The organism is Escherichia fergusonii ATCC 35469 (genome assembly GCF_000026225.1).
Taxonomy (GTDB): domain Bacteria; phylum Pseudomonadota; class Gammaproteobacteria; order Enterobacterales; family Enterobacteriaceae; genus Escherichia; species Escherichia fergusonii.
Map to the genome: position 1 here is coordinate 3,813,661 of NC_011740.1, position 22,259 is coordinate 3,835,919.

The 22,259-nt window shown below is 52.0% G+C and carries 21 protein-coding genes and 1 tRNA gene; 6 read left to right on the plus strand and 16 right to left on the minus strand.

Features of this window, described 5'->3' with window-relative positions; translation table 11 throughout:
• Window positions 1-17: 17 nt before the first annotated feature.
• The 5 genes from wzzE to trxA form a co-directional block, all read right to left on the minus strand.
• Window positions 18-1,064: an ECA polysaccharide chain length modulation protein gene (wzzE, locus tag EFER_RS18625; RefSeq protein ID WP_000193463.1), complete on the minus strand. Its 1,047-nt coding sequence runs from the start codon at window positions 1,062-1,064 to the stop codon at window positions 18-20.
• An 11-nt stretch (window positions 1,065-1,075) separates the two neighbouring features.
• Entirely contained in the window at window positions 1,076-2,179 is a 1,104-nt protein-coding gene (gene wecA / locus EFER_RS18630; protein ID WP_001050960.1) for a UDP-N-acetylglucosamine--undecaprenyl-phosphate N-acetylglucosaminephosphotransferase, read from the minus strand.
• Window positions 2,180-2,406: 227 nt separating this feature from the next.
• Complete coding sequence (rho, locus tag EFER_RS18640; protein WP_001054527.1) at window positions 2,407-3,666, minus strand: transcription termination factor Rho; 1,260 nt, start codon at window positions 3,664-3,666, stop codon at window positions 2,407-2,409.
• Between the two features lie 87 nt (window positions 3,667-3,753).
• Window positions 3,754-3,852, minus strand: a complete 99-nt coding sequence (rhoL, locus tag EFER_RS18645) for a rho operon leader peptide RhoL (protein WP_032243086.1) — start codon at window positions 3,850-3,852, stop codon at window positions 3,754-3,756.
• Window positions 3,853-3,990: 138 nt separating this feature from the next.
• The gene (gene trxA, locus EFER_RS18650; protein WP_001280776.1) at window positions 3,991-4,320 is read right to left on the minus strand and encodes a thioredoxin TrxA; all 330 of its coding nucleotides are present in this window, start codon (window positions 4,318-4,320) and stop codon (window positions 3,991-3,993) included.
• Between the two features lie 130 nt (window positions 4,321-4,450).
• On the opposite strand from trxA, the gene rhlB reads away from it, so the two are divergent.
• Window positions 4,451-5,716 carry an ATP-dependent RNA helicase RhlB gene (rhlB, locus tag EFER_RS18655; protein ID WP_000047508.1) on the plus strand — a complete coding sequence of 422 codons (1,266 nt, stop codon included), beginning with the start codon at window positions 4,451-4,453 and terminating at the stop codon, window positions 5,714-5,716.
• A gap of 135 nt (window positions 5,717-5,851) precedes the next feature.
• On the plus strand, window positions 5,852-7,336 hold the full coding sequence (gene gppA, locus EFER_RS18660; RefSeq protein WP_001355380.1) for a guanosine-5'-triphosphate,3'-diphosphate diphosphatase: 1,485 nt from the start codon (window positions 5,852-5,854) through the stop codon (window positions 7,334-7,336).
• 47 nt (window positions 7,337-7,383) lie between these two features.
• On the opposite strand, the gene rep is transcribed toward gppA, so the two are convergent.
• On the minus strand, window positions 7,384-9,405 hold the full coding sequence (rep, locus tag EFER_RS18665) for a DNA helicase Rep (RefSeq protein WP_001238880.1): 2,022 nt from the start codon (window positions 9,403-9,405) through the stop codon (window positions 7,384-7,386).
• A gap of 86 nt (window positions 9,406-9,491) precedes the next feature.
• On the opposite strand from rep, the gene ppiC reads away from it, so the two are divergent.
• Window positions 9,492-9,773 (plus strand): peptidylprolyl isomerase PpiC, encoded by a 282-nt coding sequence (gene ppiC / locus EFER_RS18670; RefSeq protein ID WP_001140251.1) that lies wholly within the window; start codon window positions 9,492-9,494, stop codon window positions 9,771-9,773.
• A gap of 45 nt (window positions 9,774-9,818) precedes the next feature.
• Here ppiC and ilvC read toward each other — a convergent pair whose 3' ends face one another.
• A complete protein-coding gene (ilvC, locus tag EFER_RS18675; RefSeq protein ID WP_002431880.1) occupies window positions 9,819-11,294 on the minus strand; it encodes a ketol-acid reductoisomerase in 1,476 nt (491 codons plus the stop codon).
• Between the two features lie 149 nt (window positions 11,295-11,443).
• Between ilvC and ilvY the strand changes: the two genes are divergently transcribed.
• Window positions 11,444-12,334, plus strand: coding sequence for an HTH-type transcriptional activator IlvY (gene ilvY, locus EFER_RS18680; protein WP_000365790.1), 891 nt, complete (start codon window positions 11,444-11,446; stop codon window positions 12,332-12,334).
• Here the strand turns inward: ilvY and ilvA are convergent.
• The 7 genes from ilvA to ilvL form a co-directional block, all read right to left on the minus strand.
• Window positions 12,331-13,875, minus strand: a complete 1,545-nt coding sequence (gene ilvA / locus EFER_RS18685) for a threonine ammonia-lyase, biosynthetic (RefSeq protein WP_015953863.1) — start codon at window positions 13,873-13,875, stop codon at window positions 12,331-12,333. The two genes, ilvY and ilvA, sit on opposite strands and share 4 nt — an antisense overlap.
• 2 nt (window positions 13,876-13,877) lie before the next feature.
• Complete coding sequence (gene ilvD / locus EFER_RS18690) at window positions 13,878-15,728, minus strand: dihydroxy-acid dehydratase (protein WP_001127376.1); 1,851 nt, start codon at window positions 15,726-15,728, stop codon at window positions 13,878-13,880.
• 64 nt (window positions 15,729-15,792) lie between these two features.
• Entirely contained in the window at window positions 15,793-16,722 is a 930-nt protein-coding gene (gene ilvE, locus EFER_RS18695) for a branched-chain-amino-acid transaminase (RefSeq protein ID WP_000208520.1), read from the minus strand.
• A gap of 19 nt (window positions 16,723-16,741) precedes the next feature.
• Window positions 16,742-17,005, minus strand: coding sequence for an acetolactate synthase 2 small subunit (gene ilvM / locus EFER_RS18700; protein WP_000983255.1), 264 nt, complete (start codon window positions 17,003-17,005; stop codon window positions 16,742-16,744).
• Window positions 17,002-18,648: an acetolactate synthase 2 catalytic subunit gene (gene ilvG / locus EFER_RS18705; protein WP_001012637.1), complete on the minus strand. Its 1,647-nt coding sequence runs from the start codon at window positions 18,646-18,648 to the stop codon at window positions 17,002-17,004. Before ilvG ends, ilvM begins: the two co-directional genes overlap by 4 nt.
• 2 nt (window positions 18,649-18,650) lie before the next feature.
• The gene (gene ilvX, locus EFER_RS24300) at window positions 18,651-18,701 is read right to left on the minus strand and encodes a peptide IlvX (RefSeq protein ID WP_001387183.1); all 51 of its coding nucleotides are present in this window, start codon (window positions 18,699-18,701) and stop codon (window positions 18,651-18,653) included.
• Between the two features lie 87 nt (window positions 18,702-18,788).
• Window positions 18,789-18,887 (minus strand): ilv operon leader peptide, encoded by a 99-nt coding sequence (ilvL, locus tag EFER_RS18710; protein WP_001311244.1) that lies wholly within the window; start codon window positions 18,885-18,887, stop codon window positions 18,789-18,791.
• A 352-nt stretch (window positions 18,888-19,239) separates the two neighbouring features.
• On the opposite strand from ilvL, the gene EFER_RS18715 reads away from it, so the two are divergent.
• On the plus strand, window positions 19,240-20,760 hold the full coding sequence (locus EFER_RS18715; RefSeq protein ID WP_000059005.1) for a YifB family Mg chelatase-like AAA ATPase: 1,521 nt from the start codon (window positions 19,240-19,242) through the stop codon (window positions 20,758-20,760).
• 24 nt (window positions 20,761-20,784) lie between these two features.
• Here EFER_RS18715 and maoP read toward each other — a convergent pair whose 3' ends face one another.
• A complete protein-coding gene (gene maoP, locus EFER_RS18720) occupies window positions 20,785-21,123 on the minus strand; it encodes a macrodomain Ori organization protein MaoP (protein WP_000841001.1) in 339 nt (112 codons plus the stop codon).
• A gap of 118 nt (window positions 21,124-21,241) precedes the next feature.
• Between maoP and hdfR the strand changes: the two genes are divergently transcribed.
• Window positions 21,242-22,081 (plus strand): HTH-type transcriptional regulator HdfR, encoded by an 840-nt coding sequence (gene hdfR, locus EFER_RS18725; protein ID WP_000379255.1) that lies wholly within the window; start codon window positions 21,242-21,244, stop codon window positions 22,079-22,081.
• 95 nt (window positions 22,082-22,176) lie between these two features.
• Here hdfR and EFER_RS18730 read toward each other — a convergent pair.
• Window positions 22,177-22,252: transfer RNA gene (locus EFER_RS18730), tRNA-Trp, on the minus strand.
• Between the last annotated feature and the right edge of the window lie 7 nt (window positions 22,253-22,259).

The following is a 22,259-nucleotide window of genomic DNA, read 5'->3' on the forward strand; positions in this document are numbered from 1 at the left end:
TCACCGCAGCAGTGTTGCTATTTCGAGCAACGGCGGGTTAATGCGACACCAGCCCCGATCAGACCCCCGACAATGCCCCACATAATCATCAGGAAGGCACGACGTGGGCTATCGCGTTTTACCGGTTCTTCCGGCGTACGCAAATAGCGATAGGTCTGAAAACGCGGATCCAGGGTTGGACCAACATTCAGGGTGTTTAACATGGCCCGATTCTGATCATAGTCGAGATCAAAGGCCGGACCGACGGCCTGTAAATTTTCCAGTCGCGCCTGGAGCATCGGACGACCCAGTAAAAATAACTCAGAATCAGGCAGTTCCTCCGCTGGCACATCTGTCGCACTGCGAGAGATGTTATGCTGCTCGGCAATTTTCAGCGCCTGTTCAATACTGTTCAACCGGCGGTCGTAGATGGCTTTCGCCACCTCTTCCTGACGCTTCACCTGAGCTTTCATCTGGATGGTGCGCGCCGCCCATGCGCCTTTCAGCTCATCATTCAGATGGCTGGCTGCACGCTGGCTGGCAAAAGCAACATACTGACGTAACAGGTTATTAGCGTCAGGCGCAGTTTCGGCAATCAGCTTAACGCTGTCGTTGACCGCGCGAGTGAAGTCACCGGGAATAAACACGATATTGTTGATCATTTCATCCAGCAACGCCGCATCGGCTTTGCTGTTCCCGACCATCCGCTGTTTGTAATAATCTGTCTGCAACCAGAAATCGCGGCGGGTATCCCACGAGGCCAGTTGCATAACAAACTCTTTATAGGCTTCGTCCATGACCGAAGGTTGGTCGACAGAAGCCATGTTTGAACGGACGTCGAGATTACGCAAAAATTGCTGCTGCGAGTAGTATCCCCCCAGCATATTCACTGTTGGACGATCAGTAATCGCCGTCGCGCTCCACTCCTGTCGGGCAAAAAAAGTATACGCCAGCGCGATTAACGCAAACGCCAGCCCCATGCCAATAATCCACAGCTTCCCAGCCCACAAGGTACGAAACAACCCACGAATATCCAGTTCATTTTCAGCATTTTCGGCTGGTTTCCCAGGCATTGGTTGCGTCATTACATCCTCATTTATTTGGTTAAATTGGGGCTGCCACCACGATTTCTACGCAGTCTGCGTTTTACGCGCTTAATAAAGCGAGCAACTTTCCAGGCACGCTTAATGCAATATCCATAGAGGAAGAATGCTAGCAAAAAGAGCACCAGCATGACCCATTCCGGGACAAAATGAGAGTATTCTGCCAGCACGCCAATAGAAGCGAGCAGTGCTGCGGCAAGGGTAATCAGCACAAATGCCTGGCGGGAAGTAAACCCGGCACGCATGATCAAATGGTGAATATGCTGACGGTCAGGAGAGAATGGGCTCATGCCTTTACGCAGGCGACGGTACATAATCGCCACCATATCCATTAGCGGAATGGCGATAATCCATAATGCAGTAACCGGGCTTATTGGGTGCGTTTTTCCCTGAGTCGTTTCCAGCAGGATCCAGATAACGGTAAAACCAATCAGCGTACTGCCCGCATCACCCATAAAGACTTTGTAGCGGCGACCCAGGATACCAAGGTTAAGCATGATGTATGGCAGAATGGCGGCGATCATCGCAAAGCACCAGATTGCGAGGCTGGTTTGCCCGTCGAACCACAAAATCATCCCGATTGCTGCAAACGAGACGCAGGATAACCCGCCCAGCAAGCCATCAATGCCATCGACCATGTTGAACGCATTAATTGCCGCCCAGACGGCAAATAGCGTCAGGAAGTAACCAAACGGTCCGAGCACCATCTCCCAGGAGCCAAAGATATAACCCAGACTACTGAGATAAAGTTTGCCGAACACCATCATAACAATGCCAACAGCGGCCTGTATGGTGGCACGGATTTTTACGCTGATATCAAAACGGTCATCCAGCGCGCCAATGAACACAAGCACACCGGCACAAGCGAGATAGAGAGATGCATGCGGAATATAGTAATCGACGATTCCGAACGTGAAGCAAATCCCTGCGTAAACCGAAATCCCCCCAACGAGAGGTATCAATCCCTGGTGACGTTTGCGGAAGTTTGGTTTATCCACTAAACCGACTTTTTTTGCCACCTTACGGGCAAAAAACAGAAACAGTGTCGTGAATAAAAAAATACTGATGAGATCAGTACTCACTGTCAGTAAATTCACAATGCATGCTCTCAGAGAAAAATATTAGCAGAAGTATAACCACGAAGGCCTTTATTCAGAAGGGAAACTCTGCTCTGAACCCACCGACCTTGTGCAAAAAACAACCACGTGATTCGTGTTATGCGCAATAAACAAACATAACTCGTATTTGTTATAACGCCGTTAAGATTACAGATATAAAAGTAAAACGCCACGTAAATACGTGGCGTTTTTGGCATAAAACAAATTTATGAGCGTTTCATCATCTCGAAGAAATCGTCATTGGTCTTGGTCATTGCCAGTTTATTAATGAGGAATTCCATTGCATCGATTTCGCCCATCGGGTGAATGATTTTGCGCAGGATCCACATTTTCTGCAGTTCTTCCTGAGTAGTGAGCAGCTCTTCTTTACGGGTACCGGAACGGTTGTAGTCGATAGCCGGGAAGACGCGTTTTTCAGCGATCTTACGAGAGAGGTGCAGTTCCATGTTGCCTGTACCTTTAAACTCTTCGTAGATAACTTCGTCCATCTTGGAACCGGTATCGATAAGCGCGGTGGCGATGATGGTCAGGCTGCCGCCCTCTTCCACATTACGCGCCGCCCCGAAGAAGCGTTTCGGGCGATGCAGGGCGTTGGCATCCACACCACCGGTCAGCACTTTACCTGACGCCGGAACAACGGTGTTATAAGCGCGCGCAAGACGAGTGATGGAGTCGAGCAGAATGATAACGTCTTTCTTGTGCTCAACCAGGCGTTTCGCCTTCTCGATCACCATTTCCGCAACCTGAACGTGGCGAGAAGCGGGTTCGTCAAAGGTAGAAGCAACAACTTCACCTTTTACCAGACGCTGCATCTCGGTTACCTCTTCCGGACGTTCGTCAATCAGCAGAACCATCAGCACACAATCCGGGTGGTTGTAAGCAATGCTCTGGGCAATGTTCTGCAGCAGCATGGTTTTACCGGCTTTCGGCGGTGCCACAATCAGACCACGCTGACCACGACCGATAGGTGATGCCAGATCCAGTACGCGAGCGGTTAAATCTTCAGTAGAACCGTTGCCACGTTCCATGCGCAGACGAGAGTTTGCGTGCAGCGGGGTTAAGTTCTCAAAGAGGATTTTGTTGCGGGCGTTTTCAGGTTTGTCGAAGTTAACTTCGTTAACTTTCAGCAGCGCAAAATAGCGTTCACCTTCTTTCGGCGGGCGAATCTTACCAGAGATGGTATCACCAGTGCGGAGGTTGAAACGGCGGATTTGGCTAGGGGAAACGTAGATGTCATCAGGACCGGCGAGGTAGGAGCTGTCTGCGGAACGGAGGAAACCAAATCCATCCTGCAATATCTCCAGTACGCCATCACCAAAGATATCTTCGCCACTCTTTGCGTGCTGCTTCAGGATGGCAAAAATAATGTCCTGCTTACGCATACGAGCCAGGTTTTCCAGCCCCATATTTTCGCCGAGAGTGATCAGCTCAGAAACCGGCGTATTCTTTAATTCGGTAAGATTCATAATGGTGTGAGTTCTTAAACTTGGGGTAAATCTCGAACTTAATGTTGTGAATGGTATGGCAGGATCATCCATGCCTGTTTACGGTCATCATCTCATGTCTTTTCGCTGCCTGGTCACAGGAGAGTACGCAGAACTGAAACGACAAGACGGATTGAGTGACAAACCAGAAATCTGTTCACTTCGCATTAGATAAAACGGGAAGCGTTGGATATTACAAGATTCAAACTTAATAAGGTAAGTTTAATACGAAGTCAACATTAAGTTAGCATGGCTCACGCCGGGCGTCCAGTTTTTAGCGACGGGGCACCCGAACATGAAATTCCCTTACGCCAGGTTAGCGTCGAGGAACTCTTTCAACTGACCTTTAGACAGTGCGCCCACTTTGGTTGCCGCCACTTCACCGTTTTTGAACAGCAGCAGAGTCGGGATACCACGGATGCCATATTTCGGCGCAGTGCCAGGGTTTTGATCGATGTTCAGTTTTGCAACGGTCAGTTTGCCCTGATATTCGTCAGCGATTTCATCCAGAATCGGGGCGATCATTTTGCACGGACCGCACCACTCTGCCCAGAAATCAACGAGGATCGCCCCGTCCGCTTTGAGTACATCCGTGTCAAAACTGTCGTCAGTCAGGTGAATAATTTTATCGCTCATATATAACTCCACAGGAATAAGCCTGGCGTGTTGGTTTCGTTGTTGGTGTAACATTAACCAACTAAAGGTTGACTTTATTTCACCGGATACGCTTTCGTAAAGCAATAGTAAGCTGATATTCTACCACACTATGAGCAAAACACATTTAACAGAACAGAAGTTTTCCGACTTCGCCCTGCATCCGAAGGTTGTAGAAGCCCTTGAAAAAAAAGGGTTTCATAACTGTACGCCCATTCAGGCACTGGCCCTTCCGCTGACGCTGGCGGGTCGTGACGTAGCCGGGCAGGCGCAAACCGGTACCGGGAAAACGATGGCGTTTCTTACGTCAACGTTTCATTATCTTCTCTCTCATCCCGCGATTGCCGATCGCAAGGTGAATCAGCCGCGTGCCTTAATTATGGCACCGACGCGTGAACTTGCCGTGCAGATCCACGCCGATGCGGAGCCACTGGCGCAAGCTACCGGCCTGAAGCTGGGTCTGGCTTACGGTGGTGATGGCTACGACAAACAGCTGAAAGTGCTGGAAAGCGGCGTTGACATTCTGATTGGCACCACGGGTCGTTTAATTGACTACGCCAAGCAGAACCACATTAACCTCGGTGCCATTCAGGTGGTGGTACTGGACGAAGCCGATCGCATGTACGATCTGGGCTTTATTAAAGATATCCGCTGGCTGTTCCGCCGTATGCCGCCTGCAAACCAGCGCCTCAACATGCTGTTCTCCGCCACGCTTTCGTACCGGGTACGCGAACTGGCATTCGAGCAGATGAACAATGCCGAATATATTGAAGTGGAACCGGAACAGAAAACGGGCCACCGTATAAAAGAAGAGCTTTTCTACCCTTCTAACGAAGAAAAAATGCGTTTGCTGCAAACGCTGATTGAAGAAGAATGGCCAGACCGAGCGATTATTTTCGCCAACACCAAACATCGTTGTGAAGAGATCTGGGGCCACCTGGCGGCAGATGGTCATCGTGTCGGTTTGTTGACAGGCGATGTCGCGCAGAAAAAACGTCTGCGTATCCTTGATGAATTTACCCGTGGCGATCTGGATATTCTGGTTGCCACCGACGTTGCTGCGCGTGGTTTGCATATTCCGGCAGTGACGCACGTCTTTAACTACGATTTACCCGATGACTGTGAAGATTACGTTCACCGTATTGGTCGTACAGGTCGCGCAGGAGCAAGCGGTCACTCTATTAGCCTGGCGTGTGAAGAGTATGCATTGAATTTGCCTGCTATTGAGACCTATATTGGTCACTCAATTCCAGTAAGCAAATACAATCCGGACGCATTGATGACCGATCTGCCAAAACCGCTGCGCCTCACGCGCCCGCGCACAGGCAATGGTCCGCGTCGTACTGGCGCTCCGCGTAATCGTCGTCGTTCAGGTTAAATAAAAAATGTCATACTCAAAATCATTCAAACTGTATCAAGATGGCAAGAGAGTTAATCCCAATGAGCTTACTGTAGTAAGTGATTCGGATGAAAGAACGCAGCCAACGCAGAGACAGATTGAAGGATGAAGAGTATGGGTTCCACCTCGTCATTATATGCAGCCATTGATCTCGGTTCGAATAGTTTTCATATGCTGGTTGTGCGCGAGGTGGCTGGAAGCATCCAGACGCTGACGCGAATTAAACGCAAAGTGCGTCTGGCTGCGGGCCTGAACAGCGAAAATGCCCTGTCTAATGAAGCAATGGAGCGCGGTTGGCAATGTTTGCGCCTGTTTGCTGAACGTCTGCAAGATATCCCTCCCTCGCAAATTCGCGTTGTCGCCACGGCGACATTACGCCTTGCCGTCAATGCCGGTGATTTTATTGCCAAAGCGCAGGAAATCCTCGGTTGTCCGGTACAAGTGATCAGCGGTGAAGAAGAAGCTCGCCTGATTTATCAGGGCGTTGCTCACACCACTGGCGGTGCCGATCAGCGCCTGGTGGTGGATATCGGCGGCGCCAGTACTGAACTGGTAACCGGCACGGGCGCACAAACCACCTCGTTGTTCAGCCTGTCGATGGGCTGCGTCACCTGGCTGGAACGCTATTTTGCCGATCGTAATCTGGGGCAGGAAAATTTTGATGCCGCAGAAAAAGCGGCACGCGAAGTGTTACGTCCGGTTGCCGATGAATTGCGGTATCACGGCTGGAAAGTATGCGTTGGTGCTTCCGGCACTGTGCAGGCCTTACAAGAAATCATGATGGCACAGGGGATGGATGAACGCATTACCCTGGAAAAGTTGCAGCAATTGAAACAGCGCGCCATTCATTGCGGTCGGTTGGAGGAACTGGAGATTGACGGGCTGACGCTGGAACGTGCGTTAGTGTTCCCGAGTGGTCTGGCGATCCTGATAGCCATTTTTACCGAACTGAATATTCAGTGTATGACCCTGGCTGGCGGTGCACTGCGTGAAGGCCTGGTCTACGGCATGTTGCATCTGGCCGTCGAGCAGGATATTCGCAGCCGTACGCTGCGTAATATTCAACGCCGCTTTATGATCGATATTGATCAGGCTCAGCGAGTAGCCAAAGTTGCGGCTAACTTCTTCGATCAGGTGGAAAACGAATGGCATCTTGAAGCAATAAGCCGTGATTTGCTCATCAGCGCCTGTCAGCTTCATGAAATCGGTCTGAGCGTTGATTTCAAACAAGCGCCGCAACATGCTGCTTATCTGGTGCGTAATCTGGATCTTCCCGGTTTTACGCCTGCACAGAAAAAATTACTGGCGACGCTACTACTCAACCAGACGAACCCAATAGATCTCTCCTCGTTGCATCAACAAAATGCCGTACCGCCACGCGTCGCAGAACAACTCTGCCGTTTACTACGCCTGGCCATCATTTTTGCCAGCCGTCGCCGTGACGATCTCGTGCCAGAGATGACATTAAAGGCCAACCATGAACTGTTGACCTTGACGCTTCCGCAAGGTTGGCTAACCCAACATCCGCTGGGTAAAGAGATTATTGATCAGGAAAGCCAGTGGCAAAGCTATGTTCACTGGCCGTTGGAAGTGCATTAAAGAGTAATATGCTGGGTGCGATGCTCGCGCATCTTACCCGGCCTTGATTATTTCCCTCGTTTTGCTGCCATCATCGCCTTCAGATTTGCCAGATGGTTTTGGCCTTTCTGCATTCGTTCTTCGGCGCTGACAACTTTGCGCTCCTGTTCCCATACCAAATCATCCTGCGGCAGCTCCAGCAGGAAGCGACTCGGCTCCGGGCGCACAAGTTCGCCGTACTGACGGCGTTCTTTACACAGCGTAAAGGTCAATTCCTTCTGGGCGCGGGTGATGCCAACATAGGCCAGCCGACGCTCCTCATCAATATTGTCTTCATCGATGCTGCTCTGGTGAGGCAAAAATCCTTCTTCCATACCGACCATGTAGACATAAGGAAACTCCAGCCCTTTTGACGCGTGCAGAGTCATCAGTTGTACCTGATCCAGCTCTTCCTCGCTCTCGCCGCGCTCCATCATGTCTCGCAGAGTAAAGCGCGTCACCACCTGAGTGAGCGTCATCGGCTCATCCAGTTCACTGCCTTCCAGCATCTCCGTCATCCAGCTAAACAGTTGGTTGACGTTCTTCATGCGCATTTCGGCAGCTTTCGGGCTGGGCGATGTTTCATACAGCCAGGATTCATAATCCATGCCGTGGATCAGATCGCGTACTGCGGCAATCGGTTCCCGCTCCGCCAGGCGCTGGATTTCTGCCAACCAGTGAGTGAAGCGGGTCAATGCTTCATAACCACGTCCACTAAGCGTCTGACTCAGGCCCATATCAAAGCTGGCGGTAAACATACTTTTATTGCGCGTCATCGCCCACTCACCCAGCTTTTTCAGCGTAGCCGGGCCAATCTCTCGCTTCGGCGTGTTAACGATACGCAGGAACGCACTATCATCGTCCGGGTTAGTCAGCACGCGCAGATAAGCCAGCAAATCCTTGATTTCAGGACGGGAGAAAAACGACGTACCACCAGATATTTTGTACGGTATGCGGTTTTGCATCAGGAATTTTTCAAACACCCGCGACTGATGGTTACCGCGATAAAGAATGGCGTAATCTTTGTACTGCGTTTTATTGACGAAGTGATGGGCGATCAGCTCGCCAGTAACGCGCTCGGCCTCATGTTCCTCGTTATTCGCGCTTAAAACTTTTAGCTCTGTGCCGTAACCCAGTTCAGAAAAAAGACGCTTTTCAAAGACGTGCGGGTTATTGGCGATAAGGATGTTCGCCGCTTTCAGAATACGCCCGGAAGAGCGATAGTTCTGTTCGAGTTTAATCACCTTCAACGCAGGGAAATCCTGGCTCAACAGCACCAGGTTTTGCGGACGGGCACCGCGCCAGGAGTAGATCGACTGGTCATCATCGCCTACCACGGTAAAACGTGCGCGGCTGCCCACCAGCAGTTTCACCAGCTCATACTGACTGGTGTTGGTGTCCTGATATTCATCCACCAGCAGATAGCGAATTTTGTTCTGCCAGCGCTCGCGTACTTCTTCATTACGTTGCAGCAGCAACGTCGGTAATAAAATCAGATCGTCGAAGTCGAGAACGTTGCACGCTTTCAGGTGTGAATCATACAGCCCATAACAATGGGCAAAAATACGGTCCCGCTCGCCCTTTGCCTCTGCCGCCGCCTGCGCCGGAGTTTTGAGATCGTTCTTCCAGTTAGAGATGGTCGAAATCAGCTGTTGCAGAAGAACTTTGTCATCTTCAATCAGCCCCTCGGTCAACTCTTTAAGCAAAGCAAGCTGATCGGTATCGTCAAACAACGAGAAGTTCGCTTTCATCCCAAGCGCCGCATACTCACGCTTGATGATATCCAGCCCCAGCGTGTGGAAGGTGGAAATCATCAGCCCACGCGCCTCTTTACGCCCCAGCGTCTGCCCGACACGCTCTTTCATCTCGCGCGCCGCCTTATTGGTAAAGGTCACCGCCGCGATATGTCGCGCCTGATAACCGCAACCGCGGATCAGATGGGCGATTTTATTGGTGATAACACGAGTTTTACCGGAACCCGCGCCCGCCAGCACCAGGCAGGGGCCGGTAACGAATTCGACAGCTTGTTGTTGGCCGGGGTTTAGACGCATAGGAAAATCGCTCAATGAAAGTCGGGAGGGGAAAATAACAGCGTGGTAGTATAGCCAGCCTCATCCTTACCACTCAAGGCACGATCATGGCAAAAACAGCAGCAGCACTGCATATCCTTGTAAAAGAAGAGAAACTGGCTCTGGATCTTCTCGAGCAGATTAAGAATGGTGCCGATTTCGGCAAGCTGGCGAAGAAACACTCCATTTGCCCGTCAGGGAAGCGCGGCGGTGATTTAGGTGAATTCCGCCAGGGTCAGATGGTTCCGGCGTTCGATAAAGTGGTTTTCTCTTGTCCGGTACTGGAGCCGACTGGCCCGCTGCATACCCAGTTCGGTTACCACATCATTAAGGTGCTGTACCGTAACTAACAGCAAGGCCTTCTCCAGGAGAAGGCCTTGAACTCTGAATCTCTATTAACCCGCAACAGCAATGCGTTTCATATCTGTCATATAGCCGCGCAGTTTCTTACCTACTTGCTCAATCGCATGGCTGCGAATCGCTTCGTTCACATCACGCAACTGCGCGTTATCCACTGCACCTTCCGGAATAGCTTTACCCAGGTCGCCCGGTTGCAGCTCTGCCATAAATGGTTTCAGCAACGGCACACAAGCGTAAGAGAACAGATAGTTACCATACTCGGCGGTATCAGAGATAACCACGTTCATTTCGTACAGACGCTTACGGGCGATGGTGTTGGCAATCAGCGGCAGTTCGTGCAGTGATTCATAGTAAGCAGATTCTTCGATGATGCCGGAATCAACCATGGTTTCAAACGCCAGCTCAACGCCTGCTTTTACCATCGCGATCATCAGTACGCCTTTATCAAAGTACTCCTGCTCGCCGATTTTGCCTTCATACTGCGGCGCGGTTTCGAACGCGGTTTTGCCGGTTTCTTCACGCCAGGTCAGCAGTTTCTTATCGTCGTTGGCCCAGTCAGCCATCATGCCGGAGGAGAATTCGCCGGAAATGATGTCGTCCATATGTTTCTGGAACAGCGGTGCCATGATCTCTTTCAGTTGTTCAGACAGCGCATAAGCACGCAGTTTCGCCGGGTTAGAGAGACGGTCCATCATCAGGGTGATGCCGCCCTGCTTCAGGGCTTCGGTGATGGTTTCCCAACCGAACTGAATCAGTTTTTCTGCATATGCCGGGTCGGTGCCTTCTTCCACCAGCTTGTCGAAGCACAGCAGAGAGCCAGCCTGCAACATACCGCACAGAATGGTTTGCTCGCCCATCAGGTCAGATTTCACTTCCGCAACAAAGGACGATTCCAGCACGCCAGCACGGTGACCACCAGTTGCTGCCGCCCATGCTTTAGCGATCGCCATGCCTTCGCCTTTCGGATCGTTTTCCGGGTGAACGGCAATCAGTGTCGGTACACCGAATCCACGTTTGTACTCTTCACGCACTTCGGTGCCAGGGCATTTCGGCGCAACCATTACTACGGTGATGTCTTTACGGATCTGCTCGCCCACTTCGACGATGTTGAAACCATGCGAGTAACCCAGCGCCGCACCGTCTTTCATCAGTGGCTGTACGGTGCGCACCACGTCGGAGTGCTGCTTGTCCGGCGTCAGGTTAACCACCAGATCTGCCTGCGGGATCAGTTCTTCGTAAGTACCCACTTTAAAACCGTTTTCGGTCGCTTTACGCCATGATGCGCGCTTCTCGGTAATCGCTTCTTTACGCAGAGCGTAGGAGATATCCAGACCAGAATCACGCATGTTCAGGCCCTGGTTCAGACCCTGTGCACCACAGCCGACGATGACCACTTTTTTACCCTGAAGGTAGCTCGCGCCATCGGCGAATTCGTCGCGGCCCATAAAGCGACATTTGCCCAGCTGTGCCAATTGCTGGCGCAGGTTCAGTGTATTGAAGTAGTTAGCCATGGTGATTCCTCGTGATGTTGTGCTTCTTATTGTTCGGTTCGCGTTTGCGAGATTGAATTCACTATATGACAGGAAATTTATTGCGGAAATTGATATATTCACAACGTCACATTGCAATTTTTGCAACGTCAACATTGAGGGCTGCGCCATTGGATTTACGCGATCTGAAAACCTTCCTGCATCTGGCGGAAAGCCGCCATTTTGGCCGTAGTGCGCGGGCGATGCACGTTAGTCCATCCACGCTCTCACGGCAGATTCAGCGCCTGGAAGAAGATCTCGGTCAGCCGCTGTTTGTGCGCGATAACCGCACGGTAACGCTGACCGAAGCGGGCGAAGAACTGCGCGTTTTCGCCCAGCAAACACTGTTGCAGTATCAGCAGCTGCGCCACACCATCGACCAGCAAGGGCCGTCCCTCTCTGGCGAATTACATATCTTCTGCTCGGTGACCGCTGCCTACAGCCATCTACCGCCGATTCTGGATCGCTTCCGCGCGGAACACCCGTCGGTGGAGATTAAACTCACTACTGGTGATGCGGCGGACGCAATGGAAAAAGTTGTAACGGGGGAAGCGGATCTGGCGATTGCCGGGAAGCCGGAGACGCTGCCAGGTGCGGTGGCATTTTCGATGCTGGAGAATCTGGCGGTGGTGCTGATCGCGCCAGCCTTACCGTGCCCGGTGCGTAATCAGGTTTCGGTAGAGAAGCCGGACTGGTCTACAGTGCCGTTTATCATGGCCGATCAGGGACCGGTACGCCGCCGCATTGAACTGTGGTTCCGACGCAACAAAATCAGCAACCCGATGATTTACGCCACAGTCGGTGGGCATGAAGCGATGGTATCGATGGTGGCGCTCGGCTGCGGCGTGGCCTTGTTGCCAGAAGTGGTGCTGGAAAACAGCCCGGAACCGGTGCGTAACCGCGTGATGATTCTGGAGCGTAGCGATGAGAAAACGCCGTTTGAACTGGGCGTGTGTGCACAAAAAAAGCGGCTGCATGAGCCGCTGATTGAGGCTTTCTGGAAGATTTTACCGAACCATTAACCCGCCAAAAAGAACCTGAACGCCGGGTTATTGGTTTCGTCGTGGCAATCGTAGCCCAGCTCATTCAGCCGGGTTTCGAAATCCGGTTCATGATCGCCAAGCTCGAACGCCGCCAGTACGCGCCCGTAGTCGGTGCCGTGGCTGCGATAATGGAACAGAGAGATGTTCCAGTGCGTGCCCAGCGTATTGAGGAAGCGCAGCAGCGCGCCCGGTGATTCCGGGAATTCGAAGCTGTAGAGACGTTCCTGCAACGGATGCGATGGACGCCCGCCAACCATATAGCGCACGTGTAGCTTCGCCATTTCGTCGTCGGAGAGATCAACCACGCTGTAGCCGCCATCGTTGAGCATCTGCAAAATTTCTTTACGCTCTTCGAGCCCTCGACTTAAGCGCACGCCGACAAAAATGCAGGCGTTTTTCGCATCGGCAAAGCGGTAGTTGAACTCGGTGACCGAACGCCCGCCAAGCAACTGGCAGAACTTCAGGAAGCTGCCTTTTTCTTCCGGAATGGTCACCGCCAGCAATGCTTCACGTTGTTCGCCCAGTTCGCAGCGTTCCGAGACGTAGCGCAGGCCGTGGAAGTTCACGTTAGCACCGGAAAGAATATGCGCCAGCCGTTCACCGCGAATGTTGTGCTGAGCGATATATTTTTTCATCCCTGCCAGTGCCAGCGCGCCGGAGGGTTCCGCCACCGCGCGCACATCTTCGAATAAATCCTTCATCGCCGCACAGATAGCATCACTATCGACGGTGATGATGTCGTCGAGATACTCCTGGCACAAACGGAAGGTTTCGTCGCCAATGCGTTTTACCGCAACGCCTTCAGCAAACAGCCCCACGCGCGGCAGATCCACAGGATGACCCGCATCCAGCGCCGCTTTCAGGCAGGCAGAATCTTCCGCTTCTACGGCGATCACTTTGATTTGCGGCATCAGTTGTTTGATCAACACCGCCACACCCGCCGCCAGACCGCCGCCGCCGACCGGCACAAACACGCGGTCAAGATGGGCATCCTGCTGGAGCAGTTCCAGCGCCAGCGTGCCTTGCCCGGCGATCACCATCGGGTGGTCGAACGGTGGCACCCAGGTGAAGCCCTGCTGCTGTGACAGTTCGATCGCTTTCGCTTTTGCTTCGTCAAAGTTCGCGCCATGAAGCAACACTTCGCCGCCAAAGCCGCGTACCGCATCAACTTTGATATCGGCGGTGGCGGTTGGCATGACGATCAGCGCCTTCACGCCTAACCGTGCGGAAGAAAACGCGACGCCCTGCGCGTGGTTACCCGCCGAGGCAGTGATCACGCCATGCGCTTTTTGTTCTTCCGTCAGGCCCGCCATCATGGCGTATGCACCGCGCAGCTTAAAGCTGTGTACCGGCTGGCGATCTTCGCGCTTCACCAGAATCACGTTATCAAGACGCGACGAGAGCTTTTCCATTTTTTGTAGCGGCGTGACCAGCGCCGCCTCGTAAACCGGTGCACGTAGCACCGCTCTTAAATATTCGGCGCCTTCCGGAGCACCAGACAGGGGTTGTGAGTCTGCCATCATTAACCCCCCAGTTTCGATTTATCGCGCACCGCGCCTTTGTCGGCGCTGGTTGCCAGGCTGGCGTAGGCGCGCAGGGCAAAGGAAACCTGACGTTCACGGTTTTTCGGCGTCCAGGCTTTGTCGCCACGGGCTTCCTGCGCTTCACGACGGGCCGCCAGTTCGGCATCGCTTACCTGTAACTGAATGCCACGGTTCGGTATGTCGATGGCGATCAGGTCGCCGTCTTCAATCAGGCCAATGCTGCCGCCGCTTGCTGCTTCCGGCGAGACGTGGCCGATGGAAAGACCAGAGGTGCCGCCGGAGAAGCGTCCATCGGTGATCAGCGCACAGGCTTTGCCGAGACCCATTGATTTCAGGAAACTGGTTGGGTAGAGCATTTCCTGCATCCCCGGACCGCCTTTCGGGCCTTCATAGCGAATTACTACCACATCTCCGGCGACAACTTTACCGCCGAGAATCGCTTCTACCGCGTCGTCCTGGCTTTCGTATACTTTCGCCGGGCCGGTGAATTTGAGGATGCTGTCATCGACGCCTGCGGTTTTAACGATGCAGCCGTTTTCTGCGAAATTACCGTAGAGCACCGCCAGACCGCCGTCTTTGCTGTAGGCGTGTTCCAGCGAGCGGATACAGCCATTGGAGCGATCGTCGTCCAGCGTATCCCAGCGGCAATCCTGCGAGAATGCCTGTGTAGTACGAATGCCCGCCGGGCCAGCGCGGAACATATTTTTTACCGCATCATCCTGGGTCACGACGATGTCGTATTGTTCCAGTGTTTGCGGCAACGTCAGGCCAAGTACGTTTTTCACATCACGGTTCAGTAACCCCGCGCGATCCAGTTCGCCGAGAATACCGATAACACCACCAGCACGGTGAACATCTTCCATATGGTATTTCTGGGTGCTCGGCGCGACTTTACACAGCTGCGGTACTTTGCGGGAGAGCTTATCGATATCACTCATGGTGAAGTCGATTTCCGCTTCCTGTGCCGCCGCCAGCAGGTGAAGTACGGTGTTAGTCGATCCGCCCATCGCGATATCCAGCGTCATGGCGTTTTCAAACGCCGCCTTACTGGCGATGTTACGCGGCAGTGCGCTTTCATCATCCTGTTCGTAGTAACGTTTGGTCAATTCAACAATGCGTTTACCGGCATTGAGGAACAACTGCTTACGGTCAGCGTGGGTTGCCAGCAGCGAGCCGTTGCCCGGCTGCGACAGGCCCAGAGCTTCGGTCAGGCAGTTCATCGAGTTAGCGGTGAACATCCCGGAACACGATCCGCAGGTTGGACAGGCGGAACGTTCAACCTGATCGCTCTGGGAGTCAGAGACTTTCGGGTCTGCGCCCTGGATCATCGCATCAACCAGATCGAGCTTGATGATCTGATCGGACAGTTTGGTTTTCCCGGCCTCCATCGGGCCGCCGGAAACAAAGATCACCGGAATATTCAGGCGCAGGGAAGCCATCAGCATCCCCGGGGTGATTTTGTCGCAGTTAGAGATGCAGACCATGGCGTCGGCGCAGTGGGCATTGACCATATACTCAACGGAATCAGCGATCAGTTCGCGAGATGGCAGTGAATAAAGCATCCCCCCGTGGCCCATAGCGATCCCATCATCCACCGCAATGGTATTGAACTCTTTGGCAACGCCGCCAGCCGCTTCAATTTGTTCGGCGACCAGTTTACCGAGATCGCGCAGATGAACGTGACCCGGTACAAATTGGGTGAACGAGTTCACAACCGCGATAATCGGCTTACCGAAATCGGCGTCGGTCATTCCGGTGGCGCGCCACAGCGCACGAGCACCCGCCATATTACGACCATGAGTGGTGGTGGCGGAACGGTACTTAGGCATACTTTATTTACTCCCAGTGTCTGTCTCGTAAATGGGACGGTGCGTGCCGTCCCATTTTTTGTATTTATTGATTAACTTGATCTAACCAGCCCCATTTATCTTCGGTTTCACCAGTGAAGAGGCCGAAGAAGGCTTGCTGGATGCGTTTGGTAACCGGGCCACAACGGCCTTCGCCTACCTGGATACCATCTACACTGCGCACTGGCGTGATTTCAGCCGCTGTACCAGACATAAACACTTCATCCGCCAGGTACAGTGATTCGCGCGACAGCACCTGCTCACGCACTTCAATTCCCAGTTCTTTCGCCAGTTTGATGATGGCGTCACGGGTAATACCCGGCAGCGCGGATGAGGTGAACGGTGGGGTGAACAGCACACCATCTTTCACTTCAAACAGGTTTTCGCCCGCACCTTCAGAGATATAACCATTCACATCCAGCGCGATACCTTCCTGGTAACCGTGGCGGCGCGCTTCGCTACCCACCAGCAGAGAAGAGAGGTAGTTACCACCGGCTTTTGCCGCGGTTGGGATGGTGTTTGGCGCTGCGCGGTTCCAGGAGGAAACCATTGCATCGATCCCCTGCTCCAGCGCTTCTGCACCCAGATACGCTCCCCACGGGAAAGCGGCGATAATCACGTCGGTTGAGTATCCCGCTGGCGGGTTTACGCCCATGCCAACATCACCGACGAAGATCAGCGGACGGATATAGGCGCTGGTGAGATTGTTTTTGCGGATCACGTCACGACACGCTTCCATCAGCTCATCAATGCTCTGCGAAACCGGGAAGCGATAGATTTTGGCGGAGTCATGCAGACGCTGCATATGCTCACGATGGCGGAATACAACTGGTCCTTTGTGCGAATCATAGCAACGGATACCTTCAAAAACTGAGGTACCATAGTGCAGCGCGTGCGACATCACATGCACCTTCGCGTCTTCCCAGCGAACCATTTCCCCATTGAACCAAATGTAATCAGCTTTCTTCGTGGTCATTTTTATATTCCTTTTGCGCTCAGGCGCGGATTTGTTGTGATGTGGTTGTGCTCTGGCAGATGGCAACGTGTGCGACGTCCACCAGTTTATTTAACTGACTAAACAGTAAGTCGACCGACCGTGGGCTGGCAACGGTCAATTCGATATTTATATTTTGTGCATCGCTGGCGGCGGCCATATTCATTGAGCAGACGTGGAAACCACGATGACGCACCACGCGTAAAACACGTTCTAAGGTTTCCGGATTGAAGCGAGCCGATACATTGACCTGATGTTGCATCATGATAATTTCTCCAACATTTCTGAATTACTGGCGCCAGGCGGCACCAGCGGCCAGACGTTCTCAAGTTCGTCGATTGAGACATGAAGCAGGTATGGCCCATCACTGTTCAGCATGGTGTCGAGTGCCGCTTCAACCTGGTCTTTACGGGTGATGTGTTGGCCAGGGATGCCGAAGGCGCTGGCTAACATGAGGAAATCGGGATTATCGGTAAGGGTGGTTTCGCTATATCGTTCCTGGAAAAACAGTTGCTGCCATTGTCGAACCATCCCTAACCGTTGGTTATCGAGTAAGACGATTTTCAACGGTAACTGCTTGCGTTTTACGGTGCCCAGCTCTTGCACATTCATCATGAAAGAGCCGTCACCGGAGATACAGACGACGGTATCGTTCGGTCGCGCAACTTGCGCACCAACCGCTGCCGGTAAACCAAACCCCATGGTGCCTAATCCGCTTGAAGTGATGAAATTTTCCGGGCGAGTGTGGACGATGTGCTGCGCGGCCCACATCTGGTGCTGCCCTACATCTGTGGTTACTACACAATCTTCAGGTTTACGATCCGACAGTTGTTTTAACAACAACGGCGCGTAGATAGCATCACCGGGATGGTTGTAACGCCATGCATGTTCATCACGCAGCTGCGCGCAGTGTTGCTGCCAGTCATTGATATTCAACGGCTGTCGTAATGCCGGTAACAGAGCATTTAAATCACCCTGCAATGCCACATGCGCCTGACGCAGCTTGTTCATTTCTGCCGGGTCGATATCCATATGGATAACACTGGCGTGTGGTGCGAAGGTGTTCAGTTTGCCAGTTACCCGGTCATCAAAACGTGCACCCACGGAGATCAACAAGTCACATTCCTGCACCGCAAAGTTCGCCGCTTTGGTGCCGTGCATCCCCAGCATGCCCAGATAGTACGGATAATCCGCATCAACTGCGCCAAGTCCTTTCAGCGTGCAGGTGGCAGGCATTTTTGTGGCAGCGAGAAATTCACGCAAAGCCGAAACTGCCTGCGCCATGCCCACGCCACCGCCAACGTACAGCATCGGTTTTTGCGCTTTTGCCAGCATCTGACGCGCTTGCTCGACTTCGGCATGTGGGAAAGTCACTTCGTTTTCAACAGTGGTGAACCACGGTTCCAGATCGCCGCTGGCTAACTGGATATCTTTTGGGATATCGACCAAAACCGGACCGGGACGACCTGAGCTGGCAACTTCGAATGCTTCAGCCATGATGCGCGGCAACTCTTCCAGAGACTGTACGAGGAAGCTGTGTTTGGTACAGGCTAATGACAATCCCAGGACATCAACTTCCTGAAATGCGTCGGTGCCGATGAAGGGAGCGGACACCTGACCGGTGATGGCAACAACAGGGATGGAATCTAACAGTGCGTCCGCAAGCCCGGTTATCAGGTTGGTTGCGCCCGGACCAGATGTGGCGATACATACGCCAGTTTTGCCGGTAGCACGGGCATAACCGATAGCCGCCATTGCCGCGCCCTGCTCATGCCGGCACAGCAAGTGCTCCACGCCGCCGTCATACAATGCATCGTAAACCGGCATAATTGCGCCACCCGGATAACCGAAAACGGTATTCACACCTTGTGCCCGCAACGCATGTACCACCCACTGTGCGCCATTCATAGTTAGTTCCCCGTCCTGAATCTTGAGAAACAGAATTTTGTGCTGTTATTCATTGTCTGCTCCTCAGTTATGTTTTTAAGGTCAAAAAAAAACCCCCGGACCTTTCGGTGCGGGGGTCTTAGTTCGTTAAGGCTTGATCTCTAAGCCTTTCCTCGTCCAAGTGCAGCCCCGCACGGTGGGATAATAATCACCACCACGCTAATCACGACCAGGCTAATCACTCGTAGAAGGGCTGTCATTTTGTCTTTTCTTGCATCTTGTTCGAAGGAATGCCTAAAGAGTTACCATAGATTTTGCGAATAGCACAAGATATTTTTTGGCCGATTTTTATGATGTCTTTAATAATTTCAAGAGAAATTGTTGTTTTTTAAAAAGAAAATAGTGAGTGAAAAAAATTCAATTTCAGTATGAATGTTGTACCCTTCCTCGTAGTTCATCCTTTGCCCGCTGCATTTTTGCGAGCATCATTCCACCGCCAGAACAACTCAACTTCACTTGCACAAATAAACAGGAATCAGCCACTAAAATTCACGAATTAGCGGGCTACAGCAGCGATATCTTATGCACATAATGGTGACTCAAGGAGGGCTTATGTCACTGTCAATTGTTCATACCCGCGCAGCCCTGGGAGTAAATGCGCCCCCAATCACTGTTGAGGTACATATCAGTAAAGGTCTACCAGGCTTAACGATGGTGGGCTTACCAGAAACAACGGTAAAAGAAGCTCGCGATCGCGTGCGCAGCGCCATTATCAATAGCGGATATGAATATCCGGCGAAAAAAATCACCATCAACCTTGCTCCAGCCGATCTGCCAAAAGAAGGGGGACGATATGATTTGCCTATCGCTATTGCGTTACTGACGGCCTCAGAACAGCTTACAGCCAATAAGTTAGATGAATATGAATTAGTCGGAGAACTGGCGCTTACAGGCGCTCTGCGTGGCGTTCCCGGCGCAATCTCCAGTGCAACTGAAGCTATTAAGTCGGGCAGAAAAATTATCGTCGCGAAAGATAACGAAGATGAAGTGGGGCTAATTAACGGTGAAGGATGCCTGATAGCCGATCATCTGCAGGCTGTCTGCGCGTTTCTGGAAGGTAAGCACGCTCTCGAACGCCCGAAACCAACTAATGCAGTATCCCGGGCGCTACAACATGATCTCAGTGATGTTGTCGGTCAGGAGCAAGGAAAGCGAGGACTGGAAATTACCGCCGCTGGCGGGCACAACCTTTTACTGATTGGACCGCCGGGAACAGGTAAAACAATGCTCGCCAGCCGTATTAATGGCCTGTTGCCAGATTTAAGCAATGAAGAGGCACTGGAGAGCGCTGCGATATTAAGTCTGGTAAATGCTGAATCAGTACAAAAACAATGGCGGCAGCGCCCGTTCCGCTCACCTCATCACAGTGCGTCGTTAACTGCGATGGTGGGCGGTGGTGCAATTCCAGGGCCTGGTGAAATTTCGCTGGCGCATAACGGCGTGCTTTTTCTTGATGAGCTACCTGAATTTGAACGACGTACACTGGATGCCTTGCGGGAGCCGATTGAATCCGGGCAGATCCATCTTTCACGCACGCGAGCAAAAATAACCTACCCGGCCCGTTTCCAGCTTGTTGCGGCGATGAACCCCAGCCCTACTGGACATTATCAGGGAAACCATAACCGCTGCACACCAGAGCAAACGCTGCGTTATCTCAACCGACTCTCTGGTCCCTTTCTTGACCGATTCGACCTCTCACTGGAGATCCCACTACCGCCACCCGGTATTTTGAGTAAAGCGGTTGTTCAGGGGGAAAACAGCGCCACCGTTAAACAACGCGTAATGGCCGCCAGAGAGCGCCAATTTAAGCGGCAGAATAAACTGAATGCCTGGCTGGATAGTCCGGAAATACGCCAATTCTGCAAGCTTGAGAGCGAAGACGCCCAGTGGCTGGAAGAAACGCTGCTTCATCTGGGGTTATCGATTCGTGCCTGGCAACGATTACTGAAGGTATCGAGAACTATTGCTGATATTGATCAGTCTGACGTCATCACACGCCAGCATTTACAGGAGGCAGTTAGCTATCGAGCTATCGATCGCTTGCTTATTCATTTACAAAAACTACTGACATAAAAAAAGGGCATTTCGCCCTTTTTATTAATCGTCGGAATCGGTGTAGTCTTCAGCACCTTCAACCTGCGGTTTACCACCGGAAAGGGTGTGAAAACGTTTTGGACGCTTGATACGCGTCATATACTTGGACCACACGCGTTCTGCTTCTGTCACTGGCTCACGTTCGCCACGGCATACTGCTACGAAGAGTTTCTCTTCCTCGGTAACCGGCTCGCGTTTGCCGAGATCCAGCTCATTGAAGGCATAACCATGACGTTCAAGCAGTTGTGCCTCTTTGATGGTGAAATCACCATGACGAGAGAATCCACGTGGATAATGTTTATTGTCGAAATATCGATTAGTCGTCGTAAAGCTTTCCGCCATCCTGCACGCTCCTAATTCTTTGACCGAGCTAGTTATGGCGCGGAGTATTAGTTACGCTTGACAGAGTGTAAAACAAAACATTTAAATCATAACGACAAATAATTTTGCGGAGAGCACTGTGGATACGGAATTGTTAAAAACTTTCCTGGAAGTTAGCCGAACGCGTCACTTTGGTCGAGCGGCTGAATCGCTCTATCTGACCCAGTCAGCAGTGAGCTTTCGAATCAGACAACTGGAAAATCAACTGGGTGTGAACCTTTTCACCCGCCACAGAAACAATATCCGTTTAACCGCTGCCGGTGAAAAGCTACTGCCCTATGCAGAAACGCTCATGAGTACCTGGCAGGCCGCCCGTAAGGAGGTGGCGCATACCTCACGACATAATGAGTTTTCTATCGGTGCCAGCGCCTCGTTGTGGGAATGTATGCTTAATCAGTGGTTGGGACGCTTGTATCAAAACCAGGATACCCATACAGGTTTACAGTTCGAAGCGCGAATTGCCCAACGGCAGTCTCTGGTAAAACAGCTGCATGAACGCCAGCTTGATCTTCTTATTACTACTGAAGCACCCAAAATGGACGAATTTAGCAGTCAGTTGCTGGGGTATTTCACTTTAGCGCTTTATACCAGTGCACCTTCTAAACTAAAGGGAGATCTAAATTATCTGCGATTAGAGTGGGGGCCAGATTTTCAACAGCATGAGGCAGGTTTGATCGGTACTGACGAAGTTCCCATTCTGACAACGAGTTCAGCTGAACTGGCACAGCAACAGATTGCGATGCTTAATGGTTGCACCTGGCTACCAGTCAGCTGGGCGCGTAAAAAAGGCGGCCTGCATACCGTTGTCGATAGCACAACACTTTCACGCCCGCTCTATGCCATATGGCTGCAAAATAGCGATAAACATGCGCTGATTCGCGATCTATTGAAAATTAACGTGCTGGATGAAGTGTATTAATCAGAATGACTGGCAAGGATGCTGGTGGAAAGATTTACTTCGGAGAGGGTTATTACAAACAAAAAAAATCCTTAGCTTTCGCTAAGGATGATTTCTGGCAGGGGCGGAGAGACTCGAACTCCCAACACCCGGTTTTGGAGACCGGTGCTCTACCAATTGAACTACGCCCCTAATTAGG